Source organism: Polaromonas sp., from assembly GCF_029945685.1.
Taxonomy (GTDB): Bacteria; Pseudomonadota; Gammaproteobacteria; order Burkholderiales; family Burkholderiaceae_C; genus Polaromonas.
The window spans coordinates 62,876-79,577 of record NZ_JAQSDA010000011.1 but is presented as its reverse complement, the minus strand read 5'-3'; the positions used below and the strand labels follow the sequence as shown (position 1 = coordinate 79,577).

Annotated in this window: 15 protein-coding genes; 5 read left to right on the top strand and 10 right to left on the bottom strand. The window is 63.3% G+C overall.

Annotated elements, in window-relative coordinates; translation table 11 throughout:
* Window positions 1-34: 34 nt before the first annotated feature.
* Genes thrC through PSV26_RS08330 form a run of 3 tightly spaced genes read right to left on the bottom strand, consistent with a single transcriptional unit; the run spans window position 35 to window position 4,069 of the window.
* Window positions 35-1,462, bottom strand: a complete 1,428-nt coding sequence (thrC, locus tag PSV26_RS08340) for a threonine synthase (RefSeq protein WP_300569731.1) — start codon at window positions 1,460-1,462, stop codon at window positions 35-37.
* Window positions 1,462-2,784 carry a homoserine dehydrogenase gene (locus tag PSV26_RS08335; protein WP_300514560.1) on the bottom strand — a complete coding sequence of 441 codons (1,323 nt, stop codon included), beginning with the start codon at window positions 2,782-2,784 and terminating at the stop codon, window positions 1,462-1,464. Before PSV26_RS08335 ends, thrC begins: the two co-directional genes overlap by 1 nt.
* Before the next feature lie 25 nt (window positions 2,785-2,809).
* Window positions 2,810-4,069: a pyridoxal phosphate-dependent aminotransferase gene (locus PSV26_RS08330; protein WP_300512566.1), complete on the bottom strand. Its 1,260-nt coding sequence runs from the start codon at window positions 4,067-4,069 to the stop codon at window positions 2,810-2,812.
* Between the two features lie 149 nt (window positions 4,070-4,218).
* On the opposite strand from PSV26_RS08330, the gene PSV26_RS08325 reads away from it, so the two are divergent.
* The 3 genes from PSV26_RS08325 (at window position 4,219) to PSV26_RS08315 (ending at window position 7,215) form a co-directional block, all read left to right on the top strand.
* Window positions 4,219-4,620: an Mth938-like domain-containing protein gene (locus PSV26_RS08325; protein WP_300512568.1), complete on the top strand. Its 402-nt coding sequence runs from the start codon at window positions 4,219-4,221 to the stop codon at window positions 4,618-4,620.
* A gap of 119 nt (window positions 4,621-4,739) precedes the next feature.
* Window positions 4,740-5,216 carry a peroxiredoxin gene (locus PSV26_RS08320; protein ID WP_096668322.1) on the top strand — a complete coding sequence of 159 codons (477 nt, stop codon included), beginning with the start codon at window positions 4,740-4,742 and terminating at the stop codon, window positions 5,214-5,216.
* Window positions 5,217-5,526: 310 nt separating this feature from the next.
* Window positions 5,527-7,215: a PhoH family protein gene (locus PSV26_RS08315; RefSeq protein WP_300569727.1), complete on the top strand. Its 1,689-nt coding sequence runs from the start codon at window positions 5,527-5,529 to the stop codon at window positions 7,213-7,215.
* 38 nt (window positions 7,216-7,253) lie between these two features.
* Here PSV26_RS08315 and PSV26_RS08310 read toward each other — a convergent pair whose 3' ends face one another.
* From PSV26_RS08310 to phaC, 5 genes are all read right to left on the bottom strand, one after another.
* Window positions 7,254-7,697: a ribonuclease HI family protein gene (locus tag PSV26_RS08310; RefSeq protein WP_300569724.1), complete on the bottom strand. Its 444-nt coding sequence runs from the start codon at window positions 7,695-7,697 to the stop codon at window positions 7,254-7,256.
* Entirely contained in the window at window positions 7,694-9,394 is a 1,701-nt protein-coding gene (ybaL, locus tag PSV26_RS08305) for a YbaL family putative K(+) efflux transporter (RefSeq protein WP_300569722.1), read from the bottom strand. The genes PSV26_RS08310 and ybaL overlap by 4 nt, the downstream gene beginning before the upstream one ends.
* A gap of 180 nt (window positions 9,395-9,574) precedes the next feature.
* A complete protein-coding gene (gene phbB, locus PSV26_RS08300) occupies window positions 9,575-10,312 on the bottom strand; it encodes an acetoacetyl-CoA reductase (protein ID WP_300512573.1) in 738 nt (245 codons plus the stop codon).
* A 138-nt stretch (window positions 10,313-10,450) separates the two neighbouring features.
* Complete coding sequence (locus PSV26_RS08295) at window positions 10,451-11,629, bottom strand: acetyl-CoA C-acetyltransferase (RefSeq protein ID WP_300512575.1); 1,179 nt, start codon at window positions 11,627-11,629, stop codon at window positions 10,451-10,453.
* Between the two features lie 43 nt (window positions 11,630-11,672).
* The gene (gene phaC / locus PSV26_RS08290; protein WP_300569719.1) at window positions 11,673-13,421 is read right to left on the bottom strand and encodes a class I poly(R)-hydroxyalkanoic acid synthase; all 1,749 of its coding nucleotides are present in this window, start codon (window positions 13,419-13,421) and stop codon (window positions 11,673-11,675) included.
* Between the two features lie 288 nt (window positions 13,422-13,709).
* Between phaC and PSV26_RS08285 the strand changes: the two genes are divergently transcribed.
* The gene (locus PSV26_RS08285; protein WP_300569716.1) at window positions 13,710-14,033 is read left to right on the top strand and encodes a hypothetical protein; all 324 of its coding nucleotides are present in this window, start codon (window positions 13,710-13,712) and stop codon (window positions 14,031-14,033) included.
* Here the strand turns inward: PSV26_RS08285 and pgeF are convergent.
* Window positions 13,941-14,744 carry a peptidoglycan editing factor PgeF gene (pgeF, locus tag PSV26_RS08280; protein WP_300569713.1) on the bottom strand — a complete coding sequence of 268 codons (804 nt, stop codon included), beginning with the start codon at window positions 14,742-14,744 and terminating at the stop codon, window positions 13,941-13,943. The genes PSV26_RS08285 and pgeF overlap by 93 nt on opposite strands.
* A gap of 12 nt (window positions 14,745-14,756) precedes the next feature.
* Complete coding sequence (maiA, locus tag PSV26_RS08275; RefSeq protein WP_300512581.1) at window positions 14,757-15,395, bottom strand: maleylacetoacetate isomerase; 639 nt, start codon at window positions 15,393-15,395, stop codon at window positions 14,757-14,759.
* A 270-nt stretch (window positions 15,396-15,665) separates the two neighbouring features.
* Between maiA and PSV26_RS08270 the strand changes: the two genes are divergently transcribed.
* Window positions 15,666-16,700: an NADP-dependent oxidoreductase gene (locus PSV26_RS08270; protein ID WP_300569710.1), complete on the top strand. Its 1,035-nt coding sequence runs from the start codon at window positions 15,666-15,668 to the stop codon at window positions 16,698-16,700.
* Window positions 16,701-16,702: the final 2 nt, after the last annotated feature.

Here is a 16,702-nt window from a genome sequence, read left to right as displayed (position 1 = left end):
GCTCACGCACAATGGGAAAGGGCTGCAGGCCAATTCAATCCACATGGCTGGCGATGTAGGCCTGCACCAGCGCCGCATCGGCCGGCATGAGCCGCACCCGTTTGGGCAGGGCCTCGATGCCTTCAAAGCGGGCGGGCCGCGGCGGCGACTGGCCCAGCGCCTCCTCGATGGTGGCGGCAAACTTGATCGGCAAGGCGGTCTCCAGCACGACCATGGGCACGCCGGCCGAGAGGTGTTCGCGCGCGACCTTCAGGCCGTCCGCCGTGTGGGTGTCGATCATGGTGCCGAAACGCGCAAAGGTGTCGCGAATCGTCTGCAGCCTGTCAGCGTGGGTGCTTTTGCCGCTGGCAAAGCCGTAGTGCCGGGCCGCCGCCTGGAAGGTCGTGTCGCCGCTCAGATCGAATCGGCCCTGCGTGGACAGCTGCGCGCCGAACAGGTCGGCGAGACGTGCCGCATCGCGGCCGAGCAGGTCGAACACAAAACGTTCGAAGTTCGATGCCTTGGAAATATCCATCGACGGGCTGGAGGTTTCATGCGTGTCGGCGCTGGCGCGCACGCGGTACACGCCGGTGCGGAAGAACTCGTCGAGCACGTCGTTTTCGTTGGTGGCGACCACCAGCTTTTCAATCGGCAACCCCATCATGCGCGCGACATGGCCGGCGCAGACGTTGCCAAAGTTGCCCGAGGGCACGGTGAAGCTGACCCGCTGATCACCTGTCGTGGTCGCCTGAAAGTAACCGGCGAAGTAGTAGACGACTTGCGCCAGCAGCCGCGCCCAGTTGATCGAGTTGACGGTGCCGATCTTGTACTTGCGCTTGAAGTCCAGGTCGTTGGACACGGCCTTGACGATGTCCTGGCAGTCGTCAAACACGCCTTCGATCGCGATGTTGTGGATGTTGGCGTCCTGCAGGCTGAACATCTGGGCCTGCTGGAAGGGGCTCATGCGGCCCTGCGGTGAGGTCATGAAGACGCGCACGCCTTTCTTGCCGCGCATGGCGTATTCAGCGGCGCTGCCGGTGTCGCCGCTGGTGGCGCCCAGAATGTTGAGCTCTTCGCCGCGGCGCGCCAGTTCGTACTCGAACAGGTTGCCCAGCAACTGCATCGCCATGTCCTTGAAGGCCAGCGTCGGGCCATTGGACAGAGCCTCCAGATACAGGCCGGGCTCGAGCTGGCGCAGCGGAACAATCTCTGGGGTGCCGAACACTTGCTCGGTATAGGTTTTGCGGCAGAGGGTTTTGAGGTCGGCGGCCGGGATGTCGTCGATGTAAAGCGACAGCACCTCGAAAGCCAGGTCGGCATAACCCGAGTCGCGGTAAACCGCGCGCCACTTCTCCAGCGTGGCGGCGTCAACCTGCGGATAGGTTTCGGGCAGGTAGAGCCCGCCGTCGGGCGCCAGGCCCTCGAGCAATATTTCGCAGAACTGTTTGCGGTCCGCGTGGCCGCGGGTCGAGAGATATCTCATCAGGCGAGTTCTTCCTTGCGGATGCGCGTGATGGGCGACAGGACCGTAGGCAACGCCTGCATTTGCGCCATGGCTCCGTTCATCTTCGCCTCGACACAATCGTGCGTCAGGATGATCAGGTCGGTGTGGGTCGAGCCTTCGCCGCCGACCTCGTCGGCCTCGCGCTGCAGCATCGCGTCAATGCTGATGCCTGCTTCGGCCAGGATGCCGGTGACTTTGGCCAGCACGCCGGCTTCGTCGGCCACGTTCAGGCGCAGATAATAACTCGTGACCACCTCGCTCATGGGCAACACCGGCATGTCGCTCATCGACTGCGGCTGGAAGGCCAGGTGCGGCACGCGCTGCGCGGCCTCGGCGCCGTGCAGGCGCGCGATGTCCACCAGGTCGGCAATCACCGCGCTGGCGGTCGGCTCGCTGCCCGCGCCCTTGCCGTAATACAGCGTGGTGCCGACGGCATCGCCCTGCACCATCACCGCGTTCATCGCGCCCTCGACATTGGCGATCAGGCGCCTGGCCGGTACCAGGCTGGGGTGCACCCGCAGCTCGACACCCCTGGCCGTGCGCTTGGTGATGCCCAGCAACTTGATGCGGTAGCCCAGCTGCTCGGCGTATTTGATGTCCTGCGCGCCCAGCTTCGTGATTCCCTCTACGTAGGCCTTGTCGAACTGCACCGGGATGCCAAAGGCAATCGCCGACATCAGCGTGGCCTTGTGCGCCGCGTCCACACCCTCGATGTCGAAGGTCGGGTCGGCTTCGGCGTAACCCAGGCGCTGCGCTTCCTTGAGCACGACGTCGAAGTCCAGACCCTTGTCGCGCATCTCGCTGAGGATGAAATTGGTCGTGCCGTTGATGATGCCGGCAATCCACTCGATGCGGTTGGCCGTCAGGCCTTCGCGCAGCGCCTTGATGATGGGAATGCCACCGGCGACGGCGGCTTCGAACGCCACCATCACGCCGTGCTGGTGCGCGGCCGCAAAAATCTCGGTGCCGTGCACGGCCAGCAGGGCCTTGTTGGCGGTGACCACATGTTTGCCCGCGGCGATCGCTTCCAGCACCAGTTGCCGGGCGATGCCGTAGCCGCCGATCAGCTCGATGATGATGTCGATCTCGGGATTGGCAATCACGGCCCGGGCATCGGCCACCACCGTCACGCCGGCACCGGCGGCCGCCTGCGCGCGTGCCGTGTCGAGGTCGGCCACCATGGCGATCTCGATGCTGCGGCCGGCGCGGCGGAAAATTTCTTCCTGGTTGCGCTTCAAAACGGTGAACACACCGCTGCCCACGGTGCCCATGCCCAGCAGGCCTACCTTGATCGGTTTCAGATTCGTTGATGTCATGTCGTTCGGGTCATTTCAGAAGGGATTCAGCTACCGGCACGCTGGCCGGCTGCATGTTCTTCCTGCGGCTTTCCAGGAATTTGGCAATCCGGCCAATCGCCTCGCGCAGGTCTTCCTCATGCGGCAAAAAGACGATGCGGAAGTGGTCCGGCGCCGCCCAGTTGAAACCGGTGCCCTGCACCAGCATCACCTTGGTTTCCTTGAGCAGCTCCAGGAAAAACTGCCGGTCGTCGGTGATCGGGTAGACCTTGGGATCCAGCCGGGGGAACATGTAGAGCGCCGCACTCGGCTTGACGCAGCTCACGCCGGGAATCGCCGTGATCAGCTCGTAGGCCAGATCGCGCTGGCGGCGCAGGCGGCCGCCCTCGCCGGTCAGGTCGTTGATGCTCTGGTAGCCGCCCAGCGCGGTCTGGATGGCCCACTGGCCCGGCACGTTGGAGCACAGCTTCATGTTGGCCAGCATGTTCAGGCCCTCGATGTAGTCCTGCGCCTGCTTTTTCGGACCGGACACCACCAGCCAGCCGGCGCGGTAACCGCAGGAGCGGTAACTCTTGGACAGGGAGTTGAAGGTCAGCGTCAGCACATCGGTGGACAGGCTGGCGATCGCGGTGTGCTTGACACCGTCGTACAGCACCTTGTCGTAGACCTCGTCGGCCAGAATCACCAGGCCGTGTTCGCGCGCGATCTCGATGATGCCGCGCAGCAGTTCATCGGAATACAGCACACCGGTCGGGTTGTTCGGGTTGATGACCACGATGGCCTTGGTCTTCGGCGTGATCCTGGCACGAATGTCATCGAGGTTGGGCATCCAGCCGTTGTTCTCGTCGCACAGGTAATGCACCGGCGTGCCCCCTGCCAGGCTGGTGGAGGCCGTCCACAGGGGGTAATCGGGGGACGGCAGCAACAGCTCGTCGCCGTAGTCCAGCAAGGCGTTGGTCGCCATGGAAATCAGCTCGCTCGCGCCGTTGCCCAGGTAGATGTCGTCCAGCGTCACGCCCTTGATGCCCTGCCGCTGCGTCTCGTGCATGACGGCCTTGCGCGCCGCAAAAATGCCCTTGCTGTCCGAATACCCCGCCGAGGCCGGCAGGTTGCGGATCATGTCCTGCTGGACCTCTTCAGGCGCATCAAAACCGAACACCGCGAGATTGCCGATGTTGAGCTTGATGAGCTTTTGCCCTTCTTCCTCCATCTGCTTGGCGGCATCCATGATGGGGCCTCGGATGTCGTAAAGCACATTGGCCAGCTTGGCCGATTTGGTGATCAATTTCATGGTCTGTGGTCGTTCTTCAGAAAACGCAAAGCCCGCAAAGGCGCAAGGGACGCAGGGATGAGCGGAAATTGGGACGGAATCTATAATTTGACCACATAAAACCGCAATTTCCCTGGCCGGCCGCCCCCACCACCCCTCTTGAACACCGCATGAAATTACAGCCCGACCGCCTCGACGTTCAATCCATTCTTGGCTACGGCCCCGGATGGATAGGCCTGGGCAACCAGGGGGTGGCCGAGAAAATCGAGCAGAGCATCGTGATCGGCTCACGCGGTGAGAAGTTCGCCTGGGACTGCGCGCGTTTCGAAGACCTCACGCCAGCGCACTTCGAGCGCCTGGCCGAGACCCGGCCCGAGCTGGTGATTTTCGGCAGCGGCAGCCGCCTGCGCTTTGCGCCGCCCGCCTTTTTGCGCAGCCTGATGGCCGCGCGCATCGGCATCGAAACCATGGACACGCTGGCGGCCTGCCGCACTTACAACATCCTCGCAGGCGAAGGCCGGATCGTGCTGACCGCCCTGCTGATTGAGACGCCGGATCGCTCCCGCGGGTGAGCCGCCTGCTTTCAGGGTAAAATCTAGGGTTGCATTTGGTGCAACGTCGGGGGTTTGGCTCAATTTTTGCAGTCAAAGCCAACGACCTATCACAATTACTTTTCAGGGGTCTACGCAGTATGGCAGTCGTCGTCAACAAACCACTCCCGGAATTTGAAGCCAACGCCACAAGCGGCGTCAAAGTCTCCAACCAAACCCATCTGGGTCACGTGGTGGTCCTGTATTTTTACCCCAAGGACAATACCCCAGGCTGCACCACCGAGGCGATGCAGTTCCGCGATCGCTACAAGGATTTCGTCAAGGCCGGCGCCACCGTGTTCGGCGTCTCGCGCGACAACATGAAATCGCACGACGAATTCAAGGCCAAGCTCGAGCTTCCCTTTGAGCTGATTGCCGACACCGAAGAAAAAATGTGCCACATGTTCGGCGTGGTCAAGAACAAGATCATGTACGGCAAGAAGGTCAAAGGCATTGAGCGCAGCACCTTCCTCGTGGGCGCCGACGGCATGCTCAAGGAAGAATGGCGCGGGCTGAAAGTGCCCGGTCATGTGGACGACGTGCTCAAGGCCGTCAAGGCACTGAAAAAAGCGGCCTGAAAAGCCCTTTTCGCCGCGCCGTCAGAAGCCGTCCGTCCTGTCACGCGAGTCGTGCATAATGACTTCATGCTGTTGACCTTAGCGACTGCGCCCACCGAAAAAGCCGCCCTGGCCTCCAGGCGGCTTTTTCGCTTTTTGAACCTTGGGAGGCCTCTTGAAATTCGGTTGTCGGGATGCAGGATGAGGCGCACGGAGCGCAGGAACCGGAATGCACTTGGGTGCATGAGGATTCCGCGCAACGCGCAACGCTGCCATGCGCCCGGGACCCGGATTGACAGACGTCTCCTTAACACTGTGAGCTTCAAGCACCATGCCCCTGCCACCCGCCCCGACCAAACGTGCCGCCTTGCTCTCTGCCGACGCCCTGGAAACGCCGGTCCGCGCCCACGCCAAGACGACGCGAAAGACGGAGCATCCCGGGCCGGCCCACAAAGCGGCGGCACTGGACCTGTTTGACAGCCGCTCCGGCGGTGGCGAGGCCAGGCAACCGGCCGCCTATCTGCCCAAGGAGCCCGCGCGCCAGGCGAAAGAGACCGTCAGTTACCACAAGGAACCGCAGGCTGCCGTCCGTCCGGAGCCTGTGGCCAAGGCGAAAAAAACACGGCACACGGGACCGTCCAAGCTGTTTGTGCTCGACACCAATGTGCTGATGCATGACCCGATGTGCCTCTTCCGCTTTGAGGAACACGACATCTTTTTGCCCATGATCGTGCTTGAAGAGCTCGACGGCCACAAAAAAGGCATGACCGAAGTCGCGCGCAATGCCCGCCAGACCAGCCGCACGCTGGACGCGCTGGCCGGCACCAGCGGCGCCGACATCGCCAAGGGCCTCAAGCTCGACACCACCGGGCACAAGGAAGCCGGGGGCTGCCTGTTTTTCCAGACCAAGCCGCTGGACTACTCGCTGCCCATGAGCCTGCCGCAGGGCAAGGCCGACAACCAGATCCTCGGCGTGGTCGAAGCGCTGCGCAAGGAATACGCGCCGCGCGAAGTGGTGCTGGTGTCCAAGGACATCAACATGCGCGTCAAGGCTCGCGCCCTTGGCCTGGCCACAGATGACTACCAGAACGACAAAACCCTGGAAGACGGCGACATGTTGTACGCCGGCTCGCTCGCCCTGCCGGCCGACTTCTGGACGCGCCAGAGCAAAACCATCGAAAGCTGGCAGCAGGGCAGCCACACCTTCTACCGCATCACCGGCCCCATCGTCGGCAGCCTGCTGATCAACCAGTTCGTGTTTTTCGAGGCACCCGGCGAGCCACCGCTGTACGCGCGCGTGACTGAGATCCGCGCCAAGACGGCCGTGCTCAAGACGCTGAAGGACTACACCCACCTGAAAAACGCGGTGTGGGGCATCACCACCCGCAACCGCGAGCAGAACTTTGCGATGAACCTGCTGATGGACCCGGAAGTCGACTTCGTCACGCTGGCCGGCACGGCCGGCACCGGCAAGACGCTGATGGCCCTGGCCAGCGGCCTGACCCAGGTGCTGGACGACCGCCGCTACACCGAAATCATCATGACCCGCGCGACGGTTTCCGTCGGTGAAGACATCGGTTTCCTGCCAGGCACCGAAGAAGAAAAAATGGGCCCGTGGATGGGCGCACTCGACGACAACCTGGAAGTGCTGGGCAAAAACGACAGCGGCTCCGGCGAATGGGGCCGCGCGGCCACCAACGAACTGATCCGTTCGCGCATCAAGGTCAAGAGCATGAACTTCATGCGCGGCCGCACTTTCCTGAACAAGTACGTGATCATCGACGAGGCGCAAAACCTGACGCCCAAGCAGATGAAAACGCTGATCACCCGCGCCGGCCCCGGCACCAAGATCATCTGCATGGGAAACCTGGCGCAGATCGACACGCCCTACCTCACCGAAGGTTCGTCCGGCATGACCTACGCCGTGGATCGCTTCAAGGGCTGGCCGCACGGCGGGCACATCACGCTGGCGCGTGGGGAGCGTTCACGTCTGGCTGATTTCGCCAGCGAGGTGCTCTGACGCCGGCGCAGGGGCTCGCCCGGCCTGGCGGCCGGGACCTAGCGCCGCCTCTTCTTCGTTGACATGGCCAGCCTCTTTGGCAGGAGACCCAGCGCAGCACGGGCCAGCGCATCGGCCTCGCCGTTCTTGTGGCGCGGTATCCAGTGCAGCGAGGTTTGGGCGAAAGTCGCCAGCAAGGCCTGCGCCTCCTCATACAGCGCGGCCAGCCGCAACACGGGCGGCTCGTCCCGGGCGCCCAGTTGCGCCACCAACAAGCTGCTGTCGCTGTAAATCTGCAGTGCCGTCGCCCCGCGCGCCTGCGCATCGCGCAGCGCCGCCATCAGCGCCCTCGCCTCCGCCTCGTTGTTGCAGCCCCGCGCATCCGTCGCCATCGAAAGCAGGTGCCGCGTACCGTCAGGCGCGACCAGCACGGCACCGAGGCCCATGCGACCAGGGTTGGGCACCGCGCTGCCGTCGGCGTAAATCGTCCAGGGGAGGATCACGTGGGAGTTTGCTCGATGGCCGAGCGCTCGAGCACATGGCGCGTCATGGACTGCGCCAGTTCTTCCTCACCCAGGAATATCCTGCCGGCATTTTCGCTCTCCAGCAATTTCGCCTCGGCCTCGTTGTGGGTGCGCACCACGATTTCGATCTCGGGGTTGAGTGTGCGGGCGATGTTGATCATTTGCCGCACGTTCAGGGTGTCAGGCGTGGCAATCACCAGCATGCGGGCGTTGGCGATATGGGCCTGCACCAGCACCACCGGTTCCGCCGCGTCGCCCGACACCGCCATCAACCCCTGCTCGCGCAGCCTTTCGACGACTTCGCGGTTCTGTTCAACCACCACAAAGGGAAGCTGGTTCGCCATCAGCGCCTGCGCAATACGCTGCCCGACCCGGCCGTAGCCAACCAGCACCACCTGGCGCGACAGGTATTTTTCTTCGGTGCTGGCGGGCAGCTCGGCCGTGGGATCATCACGCGCCTCGAGTTTGCGGGCCAGCGCAGATCGCGCCAGTATCCAGCGCTGCAGCGGCTCGACCGACTTGAACACCAGCTGGTTCAGTGCAATCGAGATCAGGGCGCCGGACAGCACCAGGCTCTGGCCTTCGGGCGGCAGCAGGCCCAGCGAGGCGCCCAAGGCCACCAGGATGAAGGAAAACTCGCCGATCTGCGCCAGGCTGGCGGAAACTGTCAGCGCGGTGTTGAGCGGGTAACGAAAGGCCATCACCAGCACCGCTGCAGCCAGCGACTTGCCCACGACGATGATGGCGACCACCGCCAGCACCTGCAAGGGCCGCTCGACAAGAACCCAGGGGTCGAACAACATGCCGACCGAGACAAAAAACAGCACGGCAAACGCATCACGCAGCGGCAAGGATTCTTCCGCGGCGCGGTGGCTGAACTCGGACTCGCGCATCACCATGCCGGCAAAAAACGCACCGAGTGCAAACGACACACCAAACAGTGCCGTCGCGCCAAAGGCAATGCCGACGGCCGCCGATACCACACACAGGGTGAACAGCTCGCGCGAGCCGGTGCGCTGTACCTGCCAGAGCACCCAGGGGAAAAAGCGCCGGCCCACCACCAGCATCAGCGCGACGAAGCCGCCGACCTGCAGCAGGGTGATGCCCAGCGTTTTCCACAATGTGTTGGCATCAGCCTCGCCCTGGCCGGACAGCCAGCCGCCCAAGGGCGGCAACAACACCAGCACCAGTACCATGGCCAGGTCCTCGACCACCAGCCAGCCGACGGCGATGCGGCCGTTGGCAGAATCGAGCACGCCGCGCGTTTCCAGCGCGCGCAGCAGCACGACGGTGCTGGCCACCGACAGCGACAGGCCGAACACCAGCGCCCCGCCCAGGTTCCAGCCCCACCAGTGCGCCAGGCCCATGCCCAGAGCGGTCGCCACCGTCATCTGCACGACGGCACCAGGCACGGCGATCTTGCGCACCGCCAGCAGGTCGTCCAGCGAGAAATGCAGGCCCACACCAAACATCAGCAGCATCACGCCGATCTCGGCGAGCTGGCTGGCGATCGCGGCGTCGGCCACAAAGCCGGGCGTGAAGGGTCCGATCAGCACACCCGCAAACAGGTACCCCACCAGCGAGGGGAGCTTCATGCGCGCAGCGATAAAACCGAAGATCAGGGCCAGGCCCAGACCGGCGGCAATGGTGCTGATGAGGGAGACGCTGTGCGGCATGCGGGACGGGTTCCTTCGGCAAGACGGTGGAGGGAACCTGCGTGAGCACTTGCCAAAAACAGGCGCCTGCCGCAGAACGTATGGAGACTGAAGGCTTCCCAGCCAAGTTCATTATAAAAACAGAAAGCAAAAAACCCGCCGAAGCGGGTTTTCCTTTGGAGGGTCATAGGGCCGCGAGCCTCAACCCATGTGCAAACCACCATTGAGCGAGAAGTCCGCGCCGGTGGCGTAGCCGCCTTCGTCCGAAGCAATCCACGAAATGATGGAGGCGATTTCTTCCGGGGTGCCCAGCCGTTTGGCGGGCACGCCGGAGACGATTTTCTCGAGCACGTCGGGGCGGATGGCCTTGACCATGTCGGTGCCGATGTAGCCGGGGCTCACGGTGTTGACGGTCACGCCCTTGCTGGCCACTTCCTGCGCCAGCGCCATGGTGAAGCCGTGCAGGCCGGCCTTGGCGGTGGAGTAGTTGACCTGGCCGAACTGGCCCTTCTGGCCGTTGACCGACGAGATGTTGATGATGCGTCCGTAGCCGCCTTCGATCATGCCTTCGATCACCTGTTTGGTGACGTTGAACATGCTGTCGAGGTTGGTGGAAATGACGGCGTCCCAGTCGGCCTTGCTCATCTTGCGGAACTGGCCGTCGCGCGTGATGCCGGCGTTGTTGACCAGCACGCTGACCGGGCCGTGGTCGGCCTTGACCTTGTCGAAGGCCGCAACCGTGGAGTCCCAGTCGCCGACGTTGCCGACCGAGGTGTAGAAGGTGTAGCCCAGCGCTTTCTGCTCGTCAATCCATTTGGTGAAGTCACGCGTGGGGCCGCAACCGGCCACCACGGTGAAGCCGTCCTTGTGCAGGCGCTGGCAGATGGCGGTTCCGATGCCCCCCATGCCGCCTGTCACGTATGCAATTCGTTTTGCCATGTCTTGCTCCTGTATTTATTGGTTCTGAAAGTCGTTGAAAAGAAGCTTGGGTGACCTTGCCGACGACTGCGACTTGCTATCAAATAAATAGCTGGTCGCGCACATTCTGCAAGGGCCACAAGCTCTTTTACCTCATATTTACCGTTCCAGTGTGAGGGCAACCCCCATGCCGCCGCCGATACACAGGCTGGCAATGCCTTTTTTGGCATCACGCCGGATCATCTCGTGAATCAGCGTGACCAGAATTCGGCAACCGGATGCACCAATCGGGTGACCGATGGCGATGGCACCGCCGTTGACATTGACCTTGCTGGTGTCCCAGCCCATTTCCTTGTTGACGGCGCAGGCCTGCGCAGCAAAGGCTTCGTTGATCTCCAGCAGGTCCAGGTCCTGCGCTTTCCAGCCGGCGCGCTGCAAGGCCTTGGTCGATGCCGGCACCGGGCCCATGCCCATGAAAGCCGGATCGAGCCCGCTGGTGGCGTAACTCGCGATGCGGGCCAGGGGCTTGAGGCCCAGCGCCGCTGCCTTTTTGGCCGTCATCACCATGACAGCGGCCGCGCCGTCGTTGATGCCCGAGGCATTGCCGGCGGTCACGCCGCCGGCCTTGTCAAAGGCAGGGCGCAAGCCGGCCAGGCCTTCGGCGCTGCTCTTGCGGTTGATGAATTCGTCCGCCGCAAATACGACGGCGTCGCCTTTTTTCTGCGGGATGGAAAACGGCACGATTTCGTCCTTGAACTTGCCGGCGTCCTGCGCCGCCATGGCCTTGGTCTGGCTGGCCAGCGCGAGTTCGTCCTGCATCTCGCGGCTGATGCTGTATTTCTTTGCCACGTTTTCTGCGGTGATGCCCATGTGGTACTGGTTGTAGACGTCCCACAGGCCGTCGACGATCATGGAGTCGATCATTTTCCAGTCGCCCATGCGCTGGCCTTCGCGCGAGCCGTTGAGCACGTGCGGCGCGGCGCTCATGTTCTCCTGGCCCCCGGCAATCACGATCTCGCTGTCGCCGGTGGCCACAGCCTGGGCGGCCAGCATCACGGCTTTCAGGCCGGAGCCGCAGACCGCGTTGATGGTCAGGCCGGGGATGGCGTGCGGAAAACCCGCTTTCACCACGCTTTGCCGCGCCGGGTTCTGGCCCACGCCGGCTGCCAGCACCTGGCCCATGATGACTTCGCCGATGAGGTCGACCGACAGGCCGGCGCGCTCGGCCACCGCCTTGATGACGGCCGCGCCGAGTTCGGTCGCGGGGATTTTGGCCAGGCTGCCGCCGAACTTGCCGACGGCGGTGCGGGCCGCTGAAACGATGACGATGTCTTCCATGATTTACTTTCTCCAGTGAATGGGGTTCAACACGTGTTGCGCGTCAGGCCTTGACCTTGACATAACGGCCCGGCGCCGGTTCGATAACCTTGTAGGTGCGGCTGCCATAGGCTTTCGGAGCGGCGATCTGCTTGCCGGCGTGACCCTGGAGCCAGTCCGACCAGTCGGTCCACCAGCTGCCGGGGTGTTCCGTCGCGCCCTGGAGCCAGTCGGCCTGAGCCACCGGAAATTTGCCTTGCGGCAGCTTGTTGTTGGTCCAGTAGCTGCGTTTTTTCTTGGCGGGCGGGTTGATCACGCCGGCGATATGACCCGAAGCACCCATGACAAAACGCTTCTTGCCCGGTAGCACCTGCGTCGAGGCGTAGGCCCCGCCGATCGGCACGATGTGGTCTTCGCGCGAACCGTAGATGTAGACCGGCATGTCCAGCTTGCCGAGGTCCACCTTCTGGCCGCACACGGTGAGCTTGCCGGGTTGGGCCAGCTTGTTCTCGAGGTAGGTGTTGCGCAGGTACCAGGCGTAAAACGGCCCCGGGAGATTGGTCGAGTCGCTGTTCCAGTAAAGCAGGTCAAACGGCGGCGGCGTTTCGCCCTTGAGGTAGTTGCCGACCACGTAATTCCACACCAGGTCGTTGGGGCGCAGGAAGCTGAAGGTCGAGGCCAGATCCTGGCCCTTGAGCAAGCCGCCCTTGCCCATTTCCATCTCGCGGTACTGGACCGACTGTTCGTCAATGAAGATGTCCAGGATGCCGGTGTCGCTGAAGTCCAGCAGCGAGGTGAGAAAGGTGGCGCTGGCCACCGGCTTTTCACCGCGTGCGGCAAGCACCGCCAGTGCCGTGGCAAGAATGGTGCCGCCCACACAAAAGCCCAGCGCATTGATGGTTTTGGCGCCGGTGATGTCCTGCACCACCTCGATCGCCTGGATGGCCGCGTGTTCGATGTAGTCGTCCCAGGTTTTGCTGGCCATGGACTCGTCGGGATTGCGCCAGCTGACGACAAAGGTGCGGTGGCCCTGCGCCACGGCATAACGGATCAGCGAGTTCTCGGGTTGCAGGTCGAGGATGTAGAACTTGTTGATGCAGGGCGGCACCAGCAGAAACGGGCGCTCGTGCACCGTGGCGGTCAGCGGCTTGTATTCCAGCAGCTGGAAAAATTCGTTTTCGAATACCACCGCACCCTCGGTGGTGGCGACATTTTTGCCGACTTCGAAGACACTTTCGTCGGTCATGGACACATGGCCCTGCTTCATGTCATGAAGCATGTTTGCCAGACCCCTGGCAATGCTCTCGCCCTGGGTTTCAATGGCTTTCTTCTGCGCCTCAGCGTTCAGCGCCAGAAAGTTGCTGGGGGCCGATGCCGCCATGGCCTGCTCAACGGCAAAACGCACGCGGGCCCGGGTTTTTTCGTCGCCCTCCACCGCGTCGGCCAGGCCCATCAGCGTGCGCGCATTGAGCAGGTAGGCCGACGCAGAAAATTCTGCCACGGGGTTGCTGCGCCAGGCCTCGGCGGAAAAGCGGCGGTCGGCCTGCGCGCCCGCCGTGGCGCCGGTCTGGAGCCCGCTGTTCCACAGGGCGCTGATGTCGTTGAGGTAGGTCTGCTGGAGTTTGTGCAATTTGGCCGGATCAAACTGCAAGGGCGGCGGCGCCGCCAGCTTGTCCGTCATGCCCAGGGGAACAAAGCCGGGCGCAGCCCCCAGGCCGGCGCCGGCCATGGCGCCCATGACCTGCTGCAGTCCCTGGGCAAAGGTCTCTTGCATCTGCTGGGCGGCTTGCGCGAGGTTTGCGTCAGAATTCATGCTTGTCTCACCGATCTGCCGACCGGTTCTTGTTGTGCGCTCTTTACCGAGCTGTTGGGCCCACGGCGGGTCGTCTCTAGTACTGCAGCACGGAAGTAGCGAAACAAAATGAAAGTGATGACTTCGTGCCCAGGGCAAGGCGCAAGCCGCAGCGAAGACTGTGCGCCTTCGCAAGGGTTGCAACGCCGCCATGGGTGCGAAGGCGCGCTTTCATGTTTCGATATTTTCGGGTTGCAGTACTAGTATCGTGGAAAACCTTTCCCTGCTCCTGATCCACCACAAAGTTTTATGTATTTAATCGTCATCGCCTGGATCTACGTGGTGCTCATGATGAGCGTCGCCGAAGCCACCCATTCCACCGGCACGCTGCTGGGCGCACTCGTCACCTTTGTACTCTACGGTGTAGGGCCGGTGGCATTGGTGGTTTACCTGATGCGTGCGCCGGCCAGGCGCAAGGCCATCAAGGCGCGCGAAGCGGCTGAAGCCGGCGCGATGGCGACCGACTCGTCCGCGACGGAATCAGTCACGCCAGATGCAGGCAGCCATGCGTCCCGTGGTGCCGAAGCCATTGCCGGGGACGCCGGCGTCGCGCCGGTGCGAAAAGAACCTTGAGGCGTTGCCCACCGTGCACCAGGGTGGTGAGCTGTCATTGCCGTAAACCCGCGTGACGCCCAAAGCCTGCAGACGCAGGCGGGCCAGACCAGCCAGATCGGCAAGGTATTTGCCCGTTGCCAGCGCCTTGAAGCAAGCGGTGGCCAGCGGATCACCCTCGACAAACCTCGCCCTCACCTCCGCCCCCACCTCGAACGCGGTCGGGCCAATGCAGGGGCCCAGCCACGCTATGGTATTGATAGCTGCTTGCGCCCGCTCCGATTGGGCTAGAGCCCTAAAATCCTCATAAGTTTGTTCAAGAACACCCTTTCCCTGCTGACCGGCCAGTCCGCGCCAGCCAGCATGGGCGGCGGCCACCGCCGAACCATCGGAATGGGCAAACAGCACAGGCAGGCAGTCGGCCACCATGATGGTGCATGCGAGGCCGCGCTGCGAGCTCATGGCAGCGTCGGCTGCCAGGCCCTGTGGTGTTTCACCGTCCAGCCGAAGCACCGCCGAGCCATGCACCTGCTGCAGGAACACCGGCTTCGCACCCATGGTCTGACCCAGCCGGGCGCGGTTGGCGGCCACGTGCGCGGGCGCATCGCCGACGTGGTCGCCGAAGTTCATGCTGCCCCAGGGTGCGACGGACACACCGCCCTGCCGGGTGGTGAATACCGCGCGCACGCCGGGCGGCGCGGGCCAGTCGGGCGTCAGCCAGTCAGGGTGCAAGATAGCTCGCGATCAAGGCTCGTTATCCGGACAGGCCGAAGGCTGGGCCTTCTGGAAAGCCGGCAGCGCCATGCAGGCGTCAAACGCGGCCATGGTGCGGTTCAGGCCTTCCAGGTTCACGTTGAAACGCTTCGCGTTGAAGATCTGCGGCACCAGGCAGCAGTCGGCCAGGGTGGGCGTTTCGCCATAACAATAGGTCGAAGCCGGCAAGCGGTCCAGCTGGCGCTCGAAGGCTTCCAGTCCTTCGCGGCACCAGTGGCGGTACCAGGCGTTTTTGGCCTCTTCATCGACCTTGAGTTCACGCGTCAGGTACTTGAGCACACGCAGGTTGTTGATCGGGTGGATCTCGCAGGCAATCGACTGCGCCAGCGCACGCACCCTGGCGCGGCCCAGCGCATCGGCCGGCAGCAGCGCGGGCGCCGGGTGTTTCTCATCGAGGTATTCGATGATGGCCATGGACTGCGAGAGTTTTTCGCCATCCACTTCCAGCAGCGGCACCAGGGTGTCGGCCGACAGCGCGGCGTAAGCCTCTTTTTTGTGGTCCCCCCGGGCAATGTGGACCGGGATGTACTCGTAGCGCAAACCCTTGAGTTCAAGCGCAATACGCACGCGAAAGGACGCGGAAGAGCGGAAGTAGTTGTGGAGTTTCATGGCTGAAAGCATAAACCATGGCCCCCACGGTCGCGCACTTCGTGTCGCTCCCTGCCCCCGAGGGGGGCCGCTGCGCCTGCGGCCCGGCAAAGCCGGTTCCGCGGCCCTGGCTTGCTTGAATACATCCCCACCGCCGCGCACTGGGTGTTACGTCCAACTGCGCTGGTTGGGCGCGGGGTTCGCAATCGCCTGCGCGACTGCCCCGCCAGCCAGGCGCCACTACCATCCGGCAAGCACCCTCTTTTTTTTTGATTGCAGCGGAGTCACCCCATGAGCACCATCACCACCCTGAGCAACCACCAGGTCCGCCTGGCCAGCCGCCCGGTCGGCCTGCCGACCCGCGACAACTGGAGCTTCACCACCGAGCCGGTGGCCGAGCCGGGCCCCGGCGGCGTGCTGGTCAAAACCCTTTACCTTTCCCTGGACCCGGCCATGCGAGGCTGGATGAACGAGGGCAAAAGCTACATCCCGCCGGTGGAAATCGGTGCGGTCATGCGTGCCGGCGGCGTCGGCAAGGTGATCGCCTCCAACAACCCGGCCTTTGCCGTGGGCGACCATGTCAACGCCGGGCTGGACGTGCAGGAGTACTGCCTGATCCCGGAAGCCCAGATCAAGCGCAGCGGCATGTTCAAGATCGACCCGCGCATGGGCCTGACCTCCTGGCTCAACGTGCTGGGCATGCCCGGCATGACCGGCTACTTCGGCCTGATGGACGTGGGCCAGCCCAAGGCCGGCGAGACTGTGGTTGTGTCCGGTGCGGCGGGTGCCGTCGGGCAGACCGTCGGCCAGATCGCCAAGCTCAAGGGTTGCCGCGTGGTCGGCATTGCCGGCGGCAAGGCCAAGTGCGACTGGGTGGTCCAGGAGCTGGGCTTCGACGCCTGCATCGACTACAAGGCCGGCGACGTCAAGGCCGGCCTCAAGGAGTACTGCCCGAAAGGCGTGGACATCTACTTCGACAACGTCGGCGGCGACATCCTCGACGCTGTGCTGACCCGCATCACGCGCGGCGCCCGCATCATCATCTGCGGCGCCATCAGCCAGTACAACAACACCACACCGGTCAAGGGCCCGGCCAACTACCTGTCGCTGCTGGTGAACCGCGCACGCATGGAAGGCATCGTGGTGTTCGACTACGCCGAGCGCTACCCGCTGGCGATTGCCGAGATGGCCGGCTACCTCAAAGACGGAAAAATGAAGAGCAAGGAAGACGTGGTCGACGGGATTGAGAATTTCCCGGAAACCCTGCTCAAGCTGTTCAACGGCGAGAATTTCGGCAAGCTGGTGCTGCGGGTCGCGAAGGAATAATC